Genomic DNA, 16,702 nt, shown 5'->3' with positions numbered 1-16,702 from the left:
GGTCCCCATATTCGGCTGGATGAACGGTGCCTTCTTGCCGGTGATCTTCTCGATCGATTTCAAGAGGGGGTCATGGACCTCACCAGCGCGCGTAGTGCTCGCAATACGGGGATATGAAGGGCTTGATGATGCTCAAGTGCGGCGCTTCCGCTGCCGCCACAAAGCGCTCAATTTCAGCCTGCGATGGCTTCTGCGAACCTTTTGACCTAGCCATTTGGCGAACTCCGTTTTGAGGGGATCGCTGCAACGAGGATAAAATCCTATATTCTGAAGTGGGTGACAAGCGGGCTCGCCGGCGTCACCTCTCAGCATGACTTGCGTAATTACTAATTTAGTGAAACGTTAAATGCTTCTAGGGAGTAGACGCGAGAGACCCGGTCGGTCCAGTTATGGGGCGGCATTGAGCATAAATGTTTTTTCCGCGATTCCTGATTGGGATGTTCGCCACTTCGACCGTGGCGGCGATCTGGATTTATCTAGCAACAGGCTCGTTCTGGAAGTCGCTTGCATGGACATTGCTGATCTTGATCGTTTTCCAGGTGGGATATCTCATATTGTCATTCGCGCTTTTTTACCAGTTTGGGACGAAGAGAACCGAAGAAAAACCAAACACTGCCGAGCCTACCCGTCGGGAGGGTGGTGTCTCATCTGAAGGCGGCCGATGATGGTCCCGGCTAATCCAGTACGGGCACATAAATTAGTGTTTGGTTGAAAGCGCCGCCACACAGTCTTCCAGGATGGCCAGGCGAAACCGGAGCCACTTTAATTCTTGGCCGACTTGCGCCAGCTTTAACATACCGGCCGAGCTCGCCACTCTTCGCCTCTGCTCCTCTTCCAAGGACGCGATTTTCACGCTTAACTCGAAGGCTTCTGTAGCCTTCGAGTTCCTAACTAACATCCGGGCACGCATATCCAACCCCACGCAGAAGAAACGTCGCCCTGAAATCGCACGGGCTGCGTTAAACTCTGGCGTTCAAATCATCGAGGATTTTAGTGATCACTAAAATAATGATATGCACCGGGGTATGTAGATTTCCATTGCATTGTGCGCCATCCATGAACTCCGTGGAAAAAACTCACAGTTGGGAAGACGACGAATGAGCGCAGGGGATCGTGCGCAAGCTTCGCCCCCGCAAGGCCCAGCGATGGTTGCGGGCGACCCTTCAACATTGACAAACCGTATTGGTGAACTCGCCGGGCGAGGCCCCCCAACTACTGCCTCAAGCCCGAGGAGCTGCCGGGGATCAGCCGGCAACCGCCTTCGGTGCAAGACGGGTGCCAGCACTTCCGATATTGCGAGCACTACCAGCAGACGCGCGTCCTCATGAGGCGCTGTCTAAAGCCGTGCGGGAAGTGACCGGGAAGGAAGTCCCGTTCATCCGGCGGAACACCACAGGACCGGTGAGCCCGCCCCATCCGGACTCCAAGCCTTAGGAGTCGCATTCTCCCACCGGGGAGAAGGGGCGTGGGCATACAGGGGCAGAAGGCTTCCAAGCCTATAAGGCGACGTAGGCGTCCGCTGTTAGAGCAGCGGGCGCTAATCCCTGTCTTGCTTTGCGGCGTTGCCGGGGCAAGCTACCTTTTACCGCAGTCCGTACAGCATCCTCTCCCCACAGTGCATCGTCAGGGCGGCGGCATTAGCGCGCTGAGCGGCTGCGCCATCAAGGGCAACATCAGCGTGGCAGGCGAGCGCATCTACCACATGCCCGGGCAGCGACATTACAACGAAACGGTCGTCAACTCGGCCAAAGGCGAGCGCTGGTTCTGCTCTCAATGGCAAGCATGGTGGGCAGGATGGCGGAAGTCGAAGGTATGATGCGGCCTTATACGGCGGAATCGGCAAAAACGTCTGGTTGGGTGACGGCGCGCAGAGAATTTTAGCAATCGGGAACGTACGGCTCCTGCCGGAGTTTCTCGGGTGAAAGGACCTCAGGGAGGGCTTGCAGTTGCGCGCACACATACGCGTCCACCGAATGTGACAATAGTGCAACCTCATTGAGCTAACGAACACGCGAACAGAACAGTCGCTTGACGATCAAGGCAGACTGCGACAGCGTTTGCCGTCCGGGGGTAAGCGGCGCACGGCTCGTCGAGAGCTAGTAAAAAGGGGCAGGGGCCTTTCTCGACGAGCCTGCCTCGGACATACCCGCTCGCTAAGGGAGATCGGCGACAAGGTGCGGGTCGAGGAGATCACGCCGAAGGTGAAGAAGCGCTGACGTCGTCCTAACTTCAAATTAGCCCGGAGAGGTGGAATAGCCTGGCAACTCGCACGCCAAGGCCAATAATGGTTTGGCCATCATTGGCGGCGAAATCCCAACCGCAAAATGCTGCCCAGCCAAAAAGCAGGATTGAGAAGCGCATTAGCACATTCTAAAATAGATAAATTGAATAAGCGTTAAAGGCTTCTTTTGCGCGCTGGCATTGGCAGGGCTTCCCCAGTGCGCTTTTACAAAGGGGCGATACTGGGGAGGGACCAGGGTAGGGTTCAGGGCAGCGGAATCGGCTTGTCGCTGAGTGTGCGCAAGTACGCGATCACGTTGACCCGTTCGGTCTCGTCCGGGACACCGGGCGTCTCCATCTTGACGCCCGGCGTTGTGAGCATGGGCCCGAAGAGATATGTGTTCAGGTCCTCATACGTCCATACACCCTCCCAGCCCAGCAATGTGTCGGAGTAACGCATACTTGCCATGGATGCCTTGTCGCGGCCGACGACGCCCCACAAGTTGGGCCCCGTCTTGGTCTCTCCCTGTGGCTCGGCATTGTGGCAACCGTGACACACATGGGTGAAGTAGGTTCGGCCTTTCTCGACATCCGCATTTGACAATTTCATCGAGATAGGGGCTGGCGTTGGCAAGACGACGCCGTGCGACAAGAGATAGGCGGCAACTTCATGTTGCCCCTTGAATTTTGCCATGTGGAGCGGTGTCTTGCCGTCCTTTGTCTTCGCATTCACATCGGCGCCGGCCTCGACCAGTGCCTTCACGCAATCGAGACAGCCGGATCTGACGGCGATGTGAAGGGCGGATTCACCGCCGCGCTGCGCATTTGGATTTGCGCCCCCCTGCAGCAACAGATTGATCAAGTCGACCCTGCGTTTTGCCAAAGCCGGCATGAGGGGAGGTCCCAAAAGCGGCGTCGGGGCAATGTTGGCGTCGGCACCTCGTTCCATGAGCAGTTTTGCCGCCGCAAGATGCCCGCCCCTAACCGCAAGATAGAGCGGCGTTGCTTTTCCATCGCTCTCGTCGACGCCGGCACCGGCGTCGAGCGCTGCCGTAATTGCCGCGACATCTCCCTTCACGGCGGCGTCGTGAATGGCGGCATGCGATACAATCGGGATGTGTGCAATCAGCAGTGAAATGAAAAGCAAGGACATGCGCATTCGGCACCCCTGTGTCAAACCGGAGGACGCGGCACGCTGCGAGAACGGATGACTTTAGTCCGAATGCTTAGTCGCGGCAATGTATTTCAGCAACTGCTGTCGTAAGCACATAAGTTGTCCGGATTTGGTAGCACGCGAGTTGTCCGGTTTTATCGCCAGCGAATGGAGGCTGGGGATGAAGCGGGCAGCGTGGCTAGAGGACCGGAGAATGCAGAAGTTTCGGGATGTATTGCGAGCCGCTGGAATGGCGGCGATCTTTCGATGATGGAGGCAGGCGAGTTGCTGGGCATGTCGGAGCGGAAATTCCGGCGTGACCGCGACCGTTACGAAGAGGCTGGGGAGGCTGGGTTGCTCGACCGGCGTTTGGGCAAGCTTTCGACGCGCTGGGTGCCCCGGAGGCCATCGAGGAGATGCTGGAACTTTATCGCACCGCTACCTTGGCTGGAACGTGAAGCAATCCACGAACACCTGCTGCGCGATCATGGCTTCAGCTGGGGCTACACCTTCATCAAGACGCAGCTTCATGCGGCTGGGCTGGTGGAACGGGCCAAGCTGCGCGGTGCTCACCGGCGCAAGGAAGCCGAGCGAGGGGATGATGCTGCATCAGGATGGCAGCCGTCATCAATGGCTGGCGGGTGGGCCGATGCTGGATCTGATCGTGACGATGGACGATGCGACGAGCACGATCTATTCGGCCTTCCTGATCGAGGAGGAAGGCACGTCGTCGAGCTTTCAGGGACTTCTGGAGACATTCGTCGCCAAGGGACTGCCGGGCCGGCGGTGCTGTCGACAAGATTCGCTTGACCCAGGTTGGCCGGGCGCTCGATCGGCTCGGCATCGAACATATTCCAGCCTATTCGCCTGAAGCCAGGGGCCGCTCCGAGCGAATGTTCTCAACCTTGCAGGACCGACTGCCTAAGACAATCTGGTGCTTGTCCAGAGCCTCGTGACGAACGGCGCAGATGTGAACGAATAAGGTGACGAGGGAACGCCGCTGCACGCGGCCGTTCTCCAGGGCGATATTTCAATGGCAGCCTTCCTGCTGGACAAAGGTGCCGATATCGAAGCTGTAAAGCCCCCGGCCGGCTACAAGCCTTTGCATATTGCAGCGAGCTACGACAAACCGGAAATGGTCGCCTTCCTTTTACAACGGGGAGCGCAGGCAAATGGCAGAGATTTCGAGGAGCGGACGCCCCTCCATCTTGTGGCGCGACTGGGCTTCATGCCGTTCCGCATCGAACGCCTGCCTACCCTCCGCAGTCCATAGTGCTTGCTCGCATTCATCGCTCTGGAGCTTCGCGGCGATCCAGTGCATCGCGCCGTAGATGATTGCGCGATCGTCGTTGGTCAGTTCCACGATGCCTGACTTGACGAGGAGACCGCCGAGCTCAATCAGATGTCGGGTGCGCTTCCGGCGCTCGACCTGCCACGTGCGCATGTCATTGCGAGCCTGTGCCGCCTGCCGGCGATTGTGAGCCGCCCGGCTGTGTTGGAGCGCTGCGAGGGTTGCGCTGAGATGCCGGAGCAGCTCGCCGGGACCGCCGCGTTGACCAGAGCGAAATGCTCGCGGACCAAAGCATAGGCGTTGAGAGTCACCCAGGCGCTCATACATGGCGGTCGAACCCTTGAGGTCCGTGCTGCCGGATGCCCCTCCTTCTCGTCGACGCGCTCGGACCGGAAGAGAAGGTGACCTCGATGAAGTCGTCGAGGTCGGTGTCGCCCGATACGTCGCACAGGCCGCAGACGTAGTGGGTCTTCAGCGTGCGCAGGGCACCGAAGCTATCGAGCACCATCCCGGACTGGGGACACAGCACATCCCAGCTCATGTCGAACAAGCCACAGCGGGCGGCGTGAAGGAAGAGGTCGATTGCTTCAGGCTCGGCGATTGCGCGGTCGCGAGCAAAGCTCAGCGGATTGAGCGATAGAGTGAGTGGTCGTCGGCGCTCCTGATCAGCGTCTCGAATTTCGAGATGATGCGTGGGCTCCAAGCTCGATCTTGCTCCACCTTGGTCATCTTGCTTTCGAGAAGACGATCGTCGACTATCGTTACGCCGGATCCTCAACCTTTCCTCGCGACAGCCTACTAAAAAACCAGCACGATGCGAATGGATTGCCGTCGAAAGCGTCTGCCGTCCCAGCAGCGATGCTTTATGCTCCTGCTCGTCTAGCCACCCATCCAAGCCTTATCGATCGCCCCGAGCGATACAACGATCCCGAGGGCCACTCAAGCAACGCCCAAACCACCTTCGAAGCGGCGGCTACGGGGCAGCAGCTTCTCGACGAAGACGAGCAGCGTCAAAAGCAGCATCCAAGCGACGCTCATGATGCCGGTCGCGACCAGCACGGCAAACAGCGCCCAGCAGCAGCCAAAGCAATAGAGACCGTGGCGCAGCCCCATCTTGAGCGCCCCAACACGCCCGTCGCGCCAGTGCTGAGCAACGAAAGCGAGCGGCGAACGGCAATGGCTGAGGCAAATGTGCTTGAGGGTCGTGAATTGGTAGAGCCCGGCGACGTAGCCGGCTTCCATGCAGCAGTTGGCGGCGAAAGTGAGAGAAATCCTTAGCGCATAAACTAGGCTTAGACTAGCGCTGGGCCTCTGAGTTCGCGTCACCGAGCGCGCAATTCAATCTATAGGTTCACGGACGGGACGGCTTGTTCTTGTGCATCGCAGCAACGATATTGCTGCATGCGCGTTGTGCACGACCGTGCCATTCCGGCGCACAAGGACACCGACTTGCGAAATATATCCGATACGATCGCTCGCCTGAGCGCGATGCACGCGCGGCCAGCAGCTGGATCCGGGGAACGGAACGACGCTCACTTGTCCGAAATTACAGGGTTCGGGTCCAATCCCGGAGCCTTGCGCGCGAGGCTTTATCTTCCGAAGAACCTGGCCCGGCAGGCGGCGCTGGTCGTCGTGCTGCATGGCTGCACCCAGAACGCGGCCAGCTATGATCATGGCTCCGGCTGGAGCGAGCTCGCCGCCGAGCATGGTTTTGCGGTGCTGTTCCCAGAGCAGCAGCGCGCCAACAACCCCAATCTTTGCTTCAACTGGTTTGTACCAAGCGATATCAGGCGCGACAGCGGCGAGGCACTGTCCATCCGCCAGATGATCGAGGCGGCAGTGGTTACGCATAGCCTCGATCGCAAGAGGATCTTTCTCACAGGTCTATCCGCCGGCGGCGCTATGGCGGCGGTGATGCTGGCGGACTATCCCGAACTGTTTGCCGGCGGCGCGATCATTGCCGGGCTCGCCTATGGAAGTGCCTCGACGATCTCCGAAGCCTTCGACCGCATGCGCGGCCATGGCGGTCCGTCCCAAGCCGACCTCCAGCGGCTGTTGCGGGCGGCCTCGCCGCACAGGGGTCCGTGGCCGCGTATTTCGGTATGGCAGGGCTCGGCCGACACGACTGTTGTGCCTGCCAATGCGGATGCAGTCCTGGCGCAGTGGCAAAGCGTGCACGATCTCGGCGAAAAGCCAACACGCATAGAGAAGGTCGACGGCCAGACGCGGAAGGTCTGGAGCGACAGCAACGGGCGCGAGGTAGTCGAGACGTTCACCATTGCCGGCATGGGCCATGGAACGCCACTGCAAACTGGCGGCGGCGATGGTCTCGGCGACGCAGGGCCTTTCATGCTGGATGTTGGGATTTCCTCGACACGCCACATCGCCCGCTTCTGGGAATTGACGAAGCCGGACGTGCGACGCAAAGCCAAAGCCGAGGTCGCTTCAGGCGCATTGCAGTCCTTTGCACCAACGGAAAACCCGCGGGCAGTCCGTATCGATCCCACGCCGGAGCGAGCCAGTGCGCGCGGTCCGGCAAGTGGGATTTCCAAGGTCATGGAAAATGCTCTGCGCGCGGCGGGGTTGATGCGCTGAATTGTTGTGGCGGAGGAGCTCTTTGTCTGGACCCTGCTGAACCAAGAGCCCACCATCGATAAGGCAGTGAGCCCCTGCTTACCCAAGACAGCGGCGTCGTTTGGGCCAGGGCTGTTTACCATCGGCCCTGGAAAGCGCTCTTGAAACAGGCCGGCCTGGCGGATGTGACGCTGCATGAGCTGCGGCATACCTATGCCAGCACGATGGTTCGAAATGGCGCTCCGTTGATCATCGTGGCGCAGGCCCTTGGTCACAGCGACACCCGAATGGTGGAGAAGCACTGTGCTCATCTAGCCCCGTCCTATGTAGCGGACATCATTCGCCGATGACGCCGCTCGGCGCGTGGCCGAGGCATTGGGGCCAACCGTGCGAGAAGCTGTGGCACGGCGATGGCAAAGCCACGGCGCTCCGAAACCTATTAAGCCCAACTCGAGCTACGCCATTGCCGTGAGGCGCTTGCCCGCGCGCTCGTGCACGAAGGTGACCATGTGAATAATAGGACCGACGGCCCCACCTTCCGTGTCGTTACAGCTTTTCAGAGCGATCGACAGTTCCACGCATTTGCGACGCCGCTTGGGCTTCGAAAAAGCTGACCGGCTTATCCGACGTCGCCCAGACGCAAATTCCGTAGGCAATCCCGAAGGAGATCAACAGGGCGGGCAAGATGGGTAAGCGGTGCATGGATCGGCTGGGCCTCTTTGTTGCAGACCCGCCCACAACCTCCTGCAACCCGATCGGTTCGACATAAAATATTTACCGTGTTGGCATGGTTTACGGATGGTTTCGCAGGCCATCGCGGATGCTTGCCACTGTGTCTGCTGGCGAAGACAAAAAAAAGCCCGCTGCCGGGAGGAGGTGGCAGCGGGCTCGATTTTCGAATGTGGCGCGGGAGGAGGTGCGCCTCATTCAGCGCCGGCATCGCATCTGGGAGGAGTAGATGGCCGACAATCAAAATCTACCCGCTGCCCAGCGATTTCTGCAATCGTGGATCGTGCATAGCTGCTGTGCAGATTCGCTTGTGCCGACACACGTGTAGCATCAGGCCTCCGAATTGGGCAATTTTGTAAGCTCATCAATCGAGGGAAGGCCGGTCCCGATCCTTGGAGGCGACACCAAGGCCATTCGTGACGCAGAGGAAGAGGACGTGTTCGACAAGATCGCCGCCCGGCCCCGGAAAAAGTTTGCCAGCGGGTCGGAACCTACTACTGCTGCTCCGGCATTTCAGTATTTTCCTGAGGGTCTTTTTTCACGCCCGGGCTGGGTGACGTATCCACTGGCGCATTACCGCCCTGGTTTTGCACAGGAGCACGCTTGAACGGTGCCGTCTGCCAAGAGCCGTTCGATAAAGGCGTGAGTACAAAGAATGCCATTAGGCCTAGGAAAATGACGGCAATAACCGCCACGCCCCACGCCATGAGTCTTCGCGTGCCGCGTTGTTCTTCCCTGCGAGATAGATTGTCCACCATTGCTCCGGCCTCTCGTGAAGTGGCGCCTGTTGCGAAAGCATCTCCTTCCTCGAACTTCGCTATTGCATCAAAGTTCCGGCCCCGGTGCAGCATCCGCGAAAGAGCATTTTTAAGCTTAGCGCTCTAACGGCGTCGCCGGCGCATTGGGGGAATAGGCTTCGGGTTTAGCCTTAGCCACTGACCGGCGGCGAAGTTCCTCGCGAATTCCTCGGTCTCGAAAAGATGCTGGGTGGTTTCACCATTCTCGACGAGTTGTACCGCCCACTGGCCGTCGATGTGTTCGATACGAACACCAGCCCTTTGGTCATCGTCCACGGCCCGCACTCCCACACACGACGAAGGCACCAACAAATCATAGCACCCAAAGCGCTTCAACGTTCGAAATGTACAAAGCGAAGGAGAAGTTCCTGGACCGGCGTGGTGCGCACACTTCTGGAACGCTGGCAACCGAAGGGGCGATCACGAAGACGGTCATAGGCGAAAATGCGACTGACGCGGCATCCCTGGATTGCTCGGTCGCGCTCGGTACGCTCGGCCTGGAGGTCACTGTTACCGGCGTTGCAGCAAATCCTACGGCTGGAATGCCGTCGTGCGGATGATAATAGGGCGCACTCGTTGGATACCAGGGTCACCGGCTTCATCAATATAGGCTACGTATTCGTAGTCTGGCGCGTCAGGAAAAACAGATAAATGACCAAAGACTCAAAAGAGACTCAACACGAAAAGTTTCAGAGAGTAGCACGGGAACTTGAAACCGATGAGGCAGAGGAAGCCTTTGACCGCGTGTCGAAAAAGGTGGTGAAGTCGCGGCCGCCGAAGGGCGAAAAGGTCGCTAGTTCCAAAGTGGCAAAGCGGCCCAATTCGCCGGAAACCCCGCGTGACCGATCTTGATGTTTGGTGCTGTAGGAAATTGCGCCATATGAGTCTTCAACCGATCGGCCCAATTGGTTCGCGGATTAATTTGTTTCAGTAGCAGCCTCATTATGGCCAAAGCCGCGTAGAGCCTGCGGTTAGCCCCAGCCATCTGCGATAGGTGGTCGAGATCAGGGATTTCCCCATGGTTCGGCAAAGCCGGTTGATCCACGAGCGGCTTATTCCAATGCCGAGAATGATGCGCGCAAACGTTCCGTATACCGCTGAGTGACCGCGTCCATGACTTGATAAGGAGTGGGCGCAGGCCACCATAGCTCGCAGAAATTGCTTGTACGTCTGAGTACCGCATCCCCGACAAGAAGGGGGATAGTGGGCCGAAATCCAACAACTCGACTGCGATCCAAACGGGCATCGTTTCGCCCGGATTCTTGGTTCTGAAATGGACGGCAAATTCCTCTTTGGAAGTCGCCGCTCGTTTATCTAGCTTTCTAAGCCATCCCGTATGCATCGAGTCCACAAAGGCGGGGTTTTTTGCAGTCGTGAATCTCTTATCAAGCAGAGCTGGTTCGCATTGGGCACGAGGATCGTGCCGGCCAATTGAAAGCGCCACCTCTGTTCGAACGGAGATTTCGATGCGTTCGATTGCATCGAGTACCAAAAGCCGAAGTCCCTTGTCGAAGGCGTACAAGTCCGTCGAGTGCTTGAACTGGGTACCCGCTTTAAACGCATTGCCGAGTGCGAAAGAGTTGTCTTGCTGCTGAACCAGTTTGCGAAACGGATACCAATATGCGCTGAGCCGGTAGTACCCTATTTGCTGTAAATATTCCTCAGCTTTCGGCACATCAGGTACGGCCATATCCCTCGATTCCAGCAGCGTACGCCGCTGAGGGATCGTCAAATATGGCTTGATATGGCATGAAAAATAAAAAGGCCGACGCTTGCATTGCAGGGGCGCCGGCCGTGTCGACCTTGTAGGTGGGTGATTTGACCGGTAATGTCAAGTCACGCGATTTCCCCTCCTACCGCGTGTTCACGAAATAATACTTAGCTGGTTACTGACCAATTGCCAATGGCCCTGCCATTCCCCCACAGCTGGGTAGCGCCATCTGGACTCCAACAAGCAAGAGTCGCATTCTTCCCAAGGGGAGAGGGTTATGGGCGTCCACAAACAGAAGCCTATAATGCGGCGTAGGCGTTCGCTGTTAGAGCAGCGGGCGCTGATCCCAGTTTTGCTTTGCGGTGTTGCCGGGGCAAGCTATCTCATGCCGCCGCAAGCCAAACAGCATCCCCTTCCCACAGTGCACCGTCTGGGTAGCCCTAGCTCGCCAAGTGGATGCAACATTAAGGGCAATATCAGCGTAACAGGCGACCGTATCTATCACATGCCAGGTCAGCGCTATTATGACGAAACGGTCGTTAACCCGGCCAAGGGGGAGCGCTGGTTTTGCTCTCAATGGGATGCTTGGTGGGCTGGCTGGCGAAAGTCGAAGGTATGACGGCAACTGAGGCTGCGGAATCGGCAAAAACGTCTGGCTAGGTGACGGCGCGCAGAGAATATTAGCAATCGGGAACATTCGGTTCCTGCGGAAGTTTCTCGGGTGAAGGCACCTCAGGGAGGTTGCTATGAGAAAACTGTTCCTTGCTTCCGTGATTGCCATCGCCTGCGCCGCAGCCGCGGTCGCGCCTGCGGATGCACACTTCGGTTCTGGCATCGGCTTTTTTGGTCCGTTCGGCGGCTTCAGCCCGTTCGGCGGCGGCCCGTTTTACGGCGGTGGCCCCTTCTACGGCAGAGGTCCGTTTTACGACTATGGCGGCCGCTACTACGGCCCCCGCTATCCTGGCTACGTGGCCCGCTACCCGCATCGCTACTATTTCCGGCATCGTCACCATTGCCGCGTGAAGTGGGTTAGGCACTGGCACCATCACCACCGGGTGCTGGAACGCGTTCAGGTTTGCCGGTACTGACAAGCCGGATTGGCCTACCGCCCGTCTTTGGCCTTGGCATAAGCATTCGCCTGCCCCATGCCCGAATGCTTCTAAGCCACCTCGTCCCCCGGTCGGGTCGGATGCTGTCGATTTAGCAGGATAGACAAGGCCGTGATGATCTGAGGTATCGCAAACGGCTTGCTGATCATTATGCTTTCCGGAACGCCTTCAGCACTCCAATAGGGCGCGCCATCGCCGCTGATGTAAATCACGGGGATGGCGGGGTTCACTCCCCGAAGATCTCTGGCCAACTGCCACCCGTTTTTACCAGGACCAAGTCGAATATCCGTAATCAAGCTGCTAACCGGCGCTTCGTCAAACGCCTTTATAGCCGCTTCGGCTGTTGTCACCCCGACAACCCGGAAACCAGCCTCTTCCAAAGCCGTCTCAAGGTCCAGCAGGATTAGTGGCTCGTCTTCAACGACCAGAACCGGGATTTCGTCCATTCCCCACTTAGCACAGCCCCTGTTGCAGGCGCAACTTCACTTTAGCCACAGCTAATAAACGAGCAGAAGCATACGCCTGTGCTTAGGGCACTGGAAGCAGGTGGCTTGGTCAGCGCCCGTCCTTAGCCATGGCGTAAGGATTCGAAACGCCCATGCCGGAATGCTTCGTCGGGTCGAGCGTGTAGCTGAAACCGACGCTTCGCTGTTCGCAATTCGAGCAGCGCATCTTAGGCGCGAGATCAGCGGCCATCGCTGGCGCATCAGCGCCGCACCGCTCGCGCAGCGCCTCCAGGTCGAGCGTGCGGGAATGATTGCAGCGGGCGCAATGCGCCGTCACCCGCATGCCGCTTTCGATCAATGAACCAAACGTCCATCCCATGGCGTGAACATAGCAAGAGCGGGAGCGGCGATCAACGATATCTCAGTGGCCGGCGCCCTTTGGCGGGGTGCTTCGGAGATGGACGCCGGCCTGGCGGGCGGGGTTGGCACGCCACAGGATGGTGGTCGACACGGTCAGATACCAAGCGACGGTGACAGAACCGTGCCGACCAATCTGGGCACGAGGGTGGGCCTAGTGCCCAAAGTTTACGCTACTCGCAAAACGACAGCGCAGCAATTAAACCTCATGGACTAGTTCGCGCAGTACGATCTTCGAACAGCCGGAACTATTCTTATTGGCACAGTGGCGGTCGATTCTCAGGATGTAGCCGCCCTAATTGCGACCCGTCGTGCTTGGCCAACGCGTCGGGTTCTGCGCGTGTCATCCCTTTGCAACCATTTTAGCTTAATCTAATTTAACCTCGGTCAGTCCGAGTTCGCGTATGTTGAAGTTCATCCGGCCAATGTTCCCCACGCTTGTCGAGGTGCCGCCGACAGGGGACAACTGGATTCACGAAATCAAGTACGATGGCTACCGGACGCAAATCATAATCGAGGACGGCACGGCCCGAGCGATCACGCGAAGAGGCTATGACTGGTCATCGACGTACAAGATGATTGTCGAGGCGGCGGCAACCCTTTCCCCCAAGTCGGCAATCATCGACGGCGAGGCAATCGTCCTCAATGGGAAGGGCGTGTCGGATTTCCATTCGCTGCGGTCCGCAATGCGATGGGCGCCGGATCGGATCATCTTCGTCGCCTTCGATCTACTGCACCTGGACGGGGTCAACCTGCGCCCAGCACCTCTGCTGGAACGTCGGGAAAAGCTGCTCGAACTCGTCGGGCCTGCCAAGGGCGTGATCCAGTACAGTCACCATGTGCATGGCGGCGGGGCCGACTTCTACGCTGCGGTTGATCGCATGGGCCTGGAGGGCATGGTGTCGAAGCGGCCTGACAGCGTTTATCGGTCAGGCGACACCGAAGCGTGGCTGAAAACCAAATGCTACGAGGAAGTCGACTTTGAAGTGGCAGGCGTGCAGCTAAAACCGGGATCGGCACCACTCGCTTTGATGGCAACCCGCGATGCGGAACGCCGCTATGTCGGATCGGCTCACATCGCGCTGACCAAAGCCATGCGAGAACGCCTGTGGGCCAAGGTGCAGGAGGGGAAAGGCACGCCCCCGAAAGGCGCGGACAAGCCCGACGCTGAATGGATCAAACCTGGCCTTGTCGGACGAGTGAAGACCCTTAAGCGCGAGGACAAGCTACGCCATGCGACCTTGCGGGCGATCCGCGAGGCTAAGGCATGACGCCCCGGCCGCTCCACCATGTGAACGTCGAACCCAACTCCCCTGTGGCAGTCGATCAGCGTGCAGCCTTGAAGCTCGTCCGAATGGCCATCGAGCAGGTATGCCGTGCCGGCGTGCTGCTTAGCGAGGAATGGGTGACGGGCTACTATGGCCCAGAGCCCGATCTATGAAGGCGAGGCATTGGCCAAGGCGATCATTGAGACCGTGGAGCGCCTGACGAAGTAAGCCCGCCGCTGAGGACACAATTACAGCGGCGGGCCTTGCACTTGCACCAGAGCTTGGATTTGAGGAGGGGAATCTCAACCAAGCACATTTCCAACTTCGATCTCAGAAACAGGTTCCAGCCCTACGAAAAAGATTCATCGCGGGTGGCCCGCCACCGGGTCTCGAAGCCAGCGGCGGGCCTTGCTTGGCTGTTTCAAGGAGATTTCCTTACCAAGCGCATTCCGAACTTCGACTGCGGACGCATGTTCCTCCCAGGTCGGTGCAAGAGTTTATGCACCCGGTGGCAATCGACGCATTGGCCAAGGGACGCCCAACAGGTCAACAGACCTTAAATCGGCTTTCCAGCGCGCAACATGGCCCGCGCAATTGCGAGTTGCGTTTCCAGCCTGGCGTTCTCTTTCTGAGCCATATTGTCGGCCGCTATGAGCCGTTTCAGCGCCCGCAATGTCTCGCCTCGCGTCCATCCCGCCTCCAGCATGCAATCGACAATCACCTGAAAGCCTGGCTCCATGGCCTCCTGGCAGTCGATGGCTCGGTCCTGATAATCGTCCTGTCGCTTGGGCGGATTGACCATATCTGCGTTCTCAGTTGGCGGGGCCTTTGGGCTTTGTCTCGGACGTAGATCCGTCGAGGAGATCGAGAAATGAGTGCAACGCCTTCACCATCATCCGAGCGCCGTTTTCGCTCAGGGTGAAGGATCGCTTCCCCTCGGCAGTCAATAGCCCGACAAGGCAGACCTCGGGATTATCGCGGTCATCGATTTCGATTGTGACGCCCGAGACCGCTGGCAGCATTACGTCCTTTGGCTTCTTCGGCATCACCACAACCTTGATACGTTCTCACTCCGTTCCCATCTTGGGCGGGCCTCGATCCTTGTCAATGAGACGACCTGAATGTGTGGACGCGTTTTTGTCAAATCGACCATCCCGGACATGGTGCGGCGCTTCGAGTTCGCGCACCTTGGCGACGTTGAGCGGGCAACGGGTTCCCGGTCTGGAATGGCGCGCCCAGCCTGACCTATCCAATCATTGTACGTGAAGAGCTTTCCACGAGCATGGCCGGTTTCCTTTCTGCGAAGTGGGGGCTGGTTCCCGGCTGGGCGCGCGATGGCGGCGGGCGGCCACCGCCTGTCAATGCGCGGTGCGAGACGATTGCCAGCAACGGCATGTTCCGAAAAGCATACGCCGCGCGCCGTTGCCTGGTGCCCGTCGACGGCTATTTCGAATGGCAAAAGCTCGATGGTTCGGGCACGAAAAAGCAGCCTTACGCTATCGCGATGACGGAGGACGAGCCTTTTGCCATGGCTGGAGTATGGGAAGAATATGCCGACAAGGCGACCGGCGAGTTGATCCGGACCTTCGCTGTCGTCACCTGCGAGCCCAATACGTTGATGGCGACGATCCATGATCGGATGCCGGTTATTCTGGCGCCTGCCGATTACATGCGCTGGCTCGGACCGGAACTGGATCCACGCGACCTCATGAAGCCATATCCTTCGGAGCTGATGAAGATGTGGCCGATCGACAGGAAGGTCGGAAGCCCGCGAAACAACACGCCGGACATCATTGACGAAATTGGCGTGGGACCAAACGACCTTTTCGACGTTTGAGCCTTTACACTGAACGGTCGCGGTAGGAATATTGTCCTCAGGTGGGGCGACTCTCAAAAGGTGTCGCAATGGCTAGGTCAAAACCCTCAAAGCAGTTATCACAGGCTGAAATCGAGCGCTTCCTGGTGGCAGCGGAAGCGCTGCACCTAAGCATCATCAAGCCGTTCATATCACCACATTGCGACCACTACAGGCAGACGCGCGTCCTGCACGAGGTGCTATTGAAGGCCGTGCGGGACGTCACCGGGAAAGAGGTCGAGTTCATCCGGTGGAACACCACTGGACCGGTGCTGCCCCCCTAAGGCTGGGTAAGCGCCTGGCTGCCGGGGATCGATCAGGCCGAACCCGCAGAACTGACAATGCCAGCGATGCGGATAGCGACGGCATCAAGTCCGCCGTCGTAAATTCTCGTGAGGACGTGTTCCGCAGCTTCAGCCCGTTGGGCAGTGCAACCGCGAACGTCGCCACCGCCCAACCTTGCCGGCCTGTTGGCGACGCAATCCCGAACTCCCCACAATCCGTCGCGCTCAATATGACAATAGAATCTGTGCTTGTGATTTTCCATGCAAGGTAAACTCCCCGCATCCCCATTGGGGTCCGATCTATCCAGGAAGGTGGTTAATGGGCCCGCGTTCGCCGATCGCACTTTAGGCTGGCCGCAGTGGTCCGTCGCCGCACGATGGACTGCTCACTGCACCGGCCACGACATCAGCGCGGTCAGACGGCTGCCGATGCGGAATCGGCGAGATGCGGGAACAGAGTTCAGACGCCGACGTTTTTTCCCCAGGTCACGCGATTTTGCGCGTGTAGAACTAACGGAGGTAAAAATGAGCATCAAAATGCTTACGATGGGCGCGATGGCGCTCGCAGTGATGACGGGCTCAGCGCTGGCTGGCAGCAGCACCACTTCCGCGCTCGATGATCCTGCAAAGATGTCACCTTTCTTCACGGATGCCGGCATGAAAACCTTGAGGTCGGAAGCGGATTTCAAGACCGCATGGATGTCCATGAAACCGGATGAACAAAAGGCGGTGCTGAAAGACTGCGGCGACACCACGCTCAACAAGTCGCACGCTGATTTCTGTGCCATGGCCAAGAAGATGGGCGGCTGAGAATAACCGCTCTAGGCATTGTTCCCGAAACGTATTTG

General features: G+C 58.4%; 19 protein-coding genes and 3 pseudogenes. 11 read left to right on the top strand and 11 right to left on the bottom strand.

The window, feature by feature from the left end:
• The first annotated feature begins 1,615 nt into the window (after positions 1 to 1,615).
• Positions 1,616 to 1,816, top strand: a complete 201-nt coding sequence (locus A9K65_RS36375) for a hypothetical protein (protein ID WP_245322246.1) — start codon at positions 1,616 to 1,618, stop codon at positions 1,814 to 1,816.
• A gap of 669 nt (positions 1,817 to 2,485) precedes the next feature.
• Here A9K65_RS36375 and A9K65_RS33650 read toward each other — a convergent pair.
• Entirely contained in the window at positions 2,486 to 3,373 is an 888-nt protein-coding gene (locus A9K65_RS33650) for an ankyrin repeat domain-containing protein (protein ID WP_245322245.1), read from the bottom strand.
• 267 nt (positions 3,374 to 3,640) lie between these two features.
• Here A9K65_RS33650 and A9K65_RS35530 point away from each other — a divergent pair, with 267 nt between their 5' ends.
• Positions 3,641 to 4,183, top strand: coding sequence for a hypothetical protein (locus A9K65_RS35530; RefSeq protein ID WP_157678603.1), 543 nt, complete (start codon positions 3,641 to 3,643; stop codon positions 4,181 to 4,183).
• A 190-nt stretch (positions 4,184 to 4,373) separates the two neighbouring features.
• On the top strand, positions 4,374 to 4,646 hold the full coding sequence (locus tag A9K65_RS33640; RefSeq protein WP_276325712.1) for an ankyrin repeat domain-containing protein: 273 nt from the start codon (positions 4,374 to 4,376) through the stop codon (positions 4,644 to 4,646).
• Positions 4,647 to 4,670: 24 nt separating this feature from the next.
• On the opposite strand, the pseudogene A9K65_RS33635 reads toward A9K65_RS33640, so the two are convergent.
• The 3 genes and pseudogenes from A9K65_RS33635 to A9K65_RS33620 all read right to left on the bottom strand — a co-directional run.
• Positions 4,671 to 4,817: pseudogene (locus tag A9K65_RS33635) on the bottom strand (conjugal transfer protein TraD); the annotation flags it as partial.
• Positions 4,818 to 5,058: 241 nt separating this feature from the next.
• Positions 5,059 to 5,393, bottom strand: a pseudogene (locus tag A9K65_RS33625) (DUF5939 domain-containing protein); the annotation flags it as partial.
• A gap of 210 nt (positions 5,394 to 5,603) precedes the next feature.
• Complete coding sequence (locus A9K65_RS33620) at positions 5,604 to 5,906, bottom strand: DUF2182 domain-containing protein (protein ID WP_245322244.1); 303 nt, start codon at positions 5,904 to 5,906, stop codon at positions 5,604 to 5,606.
• Between the two features lie 207 nt (positions 5,907 to 6,113).
• Here A9K65_RS33620 and A9K65_RS33615 point away from each other — a divergent pair, with 207 nt between their 5' ends.
• Positions 6,114 to 7,259, top strand: a complete 1,146-nt coding sequence (locus tag A9K65_RS33615; RefSeq protein WP_064995301.1) for a PHB depolymerase family esterase — start codon at positions 6,114 to 6,116, stop codon at positions 7,257 to 7,259.
• Positions 7,260 to 7,399: 140 nt separating this feature from the next.
• Entirely contained in the window at positions 7,400 to 7,588 is a 189-nt protein-coding gene (locus A9K65_RS33610) for a tyrosine-type recombinase/integrase (RefSeq protein WP_064995298.1), read from the top strand.
• 873 nt (positions 7,589 to 8,461) lie between these two features.
• Here the strand turns inward: A9K65_RS33610 and A9K65_RS33600 are convergent.
• The 3 genes from A9K65_RS33600 to A9K65_RS33585 all read right to left on the bottom strand — a co-directional run bounded on the left by A9K65_RS33600 (position 8,462) and on the right by A9K65_RS33585 (position 10,454).
• Positions 8,462 to 8,725: a hypothetical protein gene (locus A9K65_RS33600; protein WP_013525235.1), complete on the bottom strand. Its 264-nt coding sequence runs from the start codon at positions 8,723 to 8,725 to the stop codon at positions 8,462 to 8,464.
• A 123-nt stretch (positions 8,726 to 8,848) separates the two neighbouring features.
• Complete coding sequence (locus tag A9K65_RS33595; protein ID WP_082827649.1) at positions 8,849 to 9,040, bottom strand: hypothetical protein; 192 nt, start codon at positions 9,038 to 9,040, stop codon at positions 8,849 to 8,851.
• Between the two features lie 517 nt (positions 9,041 to 9,557).
• Positions 9,558 to 10,454 carry an Abi family protein gene (locus A9K65_RS33585; RefSeq protein ID WP_245322243.1) on the bottom strand — a complete coding sequence of 299 codons (897 nt, stop codon included), beginning with the start codon at positions 10,452 to 10,454 and terminating at the stop codon, positions 9,558 to 9,560.
• Between the two features lie 298 nt (positions 10,455 to 10,752).
• Here A9K65_RS33585 and A9K65_RS36370 point away from each other — a divergent pair, with 298 nt between their 5' ends.
• Together A9K65_RS36370 and A9K65_RS33575 are read left to right on the top strand one after the other, a co-directional pair.
• Positions 10,753 to 11,094 (top strand): hypothetical protein, encoded by a 342-nt coding sequence (locus tag A9K65_RS36370; protein ID WP_013525238.1) that lies wholly within the window; start codon positions 10,753 to 10,755, stop codon positions 11,092 to 11,094.
• A gap of 127 nt (positions 11,095 to 11,221) precedes the next feature.
• Positions 11,222 to 11,563: a hypothetical protein gene (locus A9K65_RS33575; RefSeq protein WP_013525239.1), complete on the top strand. Its 342-nt coding sequence runs from the start codon at positions 11,222 to 11,224 to the stop codon at positions 11,561 to 11,563.
• Between the two features lie 71 nt (positions 11,564 to 11,634).
• Here the strand turns inward: A9K65_RS33575 and A9K65_RS33570 are convergent, their stop codons facing one another.
• Complete coding sequence (locus tag A9K65_RS33570) at positions 11,635 to 12,030, bottom strand: response regulator (RefSeq protein ID WP_013525240.1); 396 nt, start codon at positions 12,028 to 12,030, stop codon at positions 11,635 to 11,637.
• 109 nt (positions 12,031 to 12,139) lie between these two features.
• On the bottom strand, positions 12,140 to 12,388 hold the full coding sequence (locus A9K65_RS33565; protein ID WP_245265376.1) for a hypothetical protein: 249 nt from the start codon (positions 12,386 to 12,388) through the stop codon (positions 12,140 to 12,142).
• Between the two features lie 463 nt (positions 12,389 to 12,851).
• On the opposite strand from A9K65_RS33565, the gene A9K65_RS33560 reads away from it, so the two are divergent.
• Entirely contained in the window at positions 12,852 to 13,718 is an 867-nt protein-coding gene (locus A9K65_RS33560) for an RNA ligase family protein (RefSeq protein ID WP_086081394.1), read from the top strand.
• A gap of 553 nt (positions 13,719 to 14,271) precedes the next feature.
• Here A9K65_RS33560 and A9K65_RS36715 read toward each other — a convergent pair.
• Together A9K65_RS36715 and A9K65_RS33545 are read right to left on the bottom strand one after the other, a co-directional pair.
• Positions 14,272 to 14,517, bottom strand: coding sequence for a hypothetical protein (locus A9K65_RS36715; RefSeq protein WP_013525243.1), 246 nt, complete (start codon positions 14,515 to 14,517; stop codon positions 14,272 to 14,274).
• Between the two features lie 10 nt (positions 14,518 to 14,527).
• Positions 14,528 to 14,761, bottom strand: coding sequence for a hypothetical protein (locus tag A9K65_RS33545; protein ID WP_013525244.1), 234 nt, complete (start codon positions 14,759 to 14,761; stop codon positions 14,528 to 14,530).
• Between the two features lie 75 nt (positions 14,762 to 14,836).
• On the opposite strand from A9K65_RS33545, the pseudogene A9K65_RS33540 reads away from it, so the two are divergent.
• From A9K65_RS33540 to A9K65_RS33530, 3 genes and pseudogenes are all read left to right on the top strand, one after another.
• Positions 14,837 to 15,552: pseudogene (locus A9K65_RS33540) on the top strand (SOS response-associated peptidase).
• Positions 15,553 to 15,620: 68 nt separating this feature from the next.
• A complete protein-coding gene (locus A9K65_RS36710) occupies positions 15,621 to 15,854 on the top strand; it encodes a hypothetical protein (RefSeq protein WP_013525245.1) in 234 nt (77 codons plus the stop codon).
• Between the two features lie 525 nt (positions 15,855 to 16,379).
• Positions 16,380 to 16,664, top strand: a complete 285-nt coding sequence (locus A9K65_RS33530; protein WP_013525246.1) for a hypothetical protein — start codon at positions 16,380 to 16,382, stop codon at positions 16,662 to 16,664.
• Positions 16,665 to 16,702 lie beyond the last annotated feature (38 nt).

Origin of the sequence: Mesorhizobium sp. WSM1497 (genome assembly GCF_001672455.2) — a bacterium.
Lineage (GTDB): Bacteria > Pseudomonadota > Alphaproteobacteria > Rhizobiales > Rhizobiaceae > Mesorhizobium > Mesorhizobium ciceri.
This window is presented reverse-complemented; position numbering and strand designations above follow the sequence as displayed.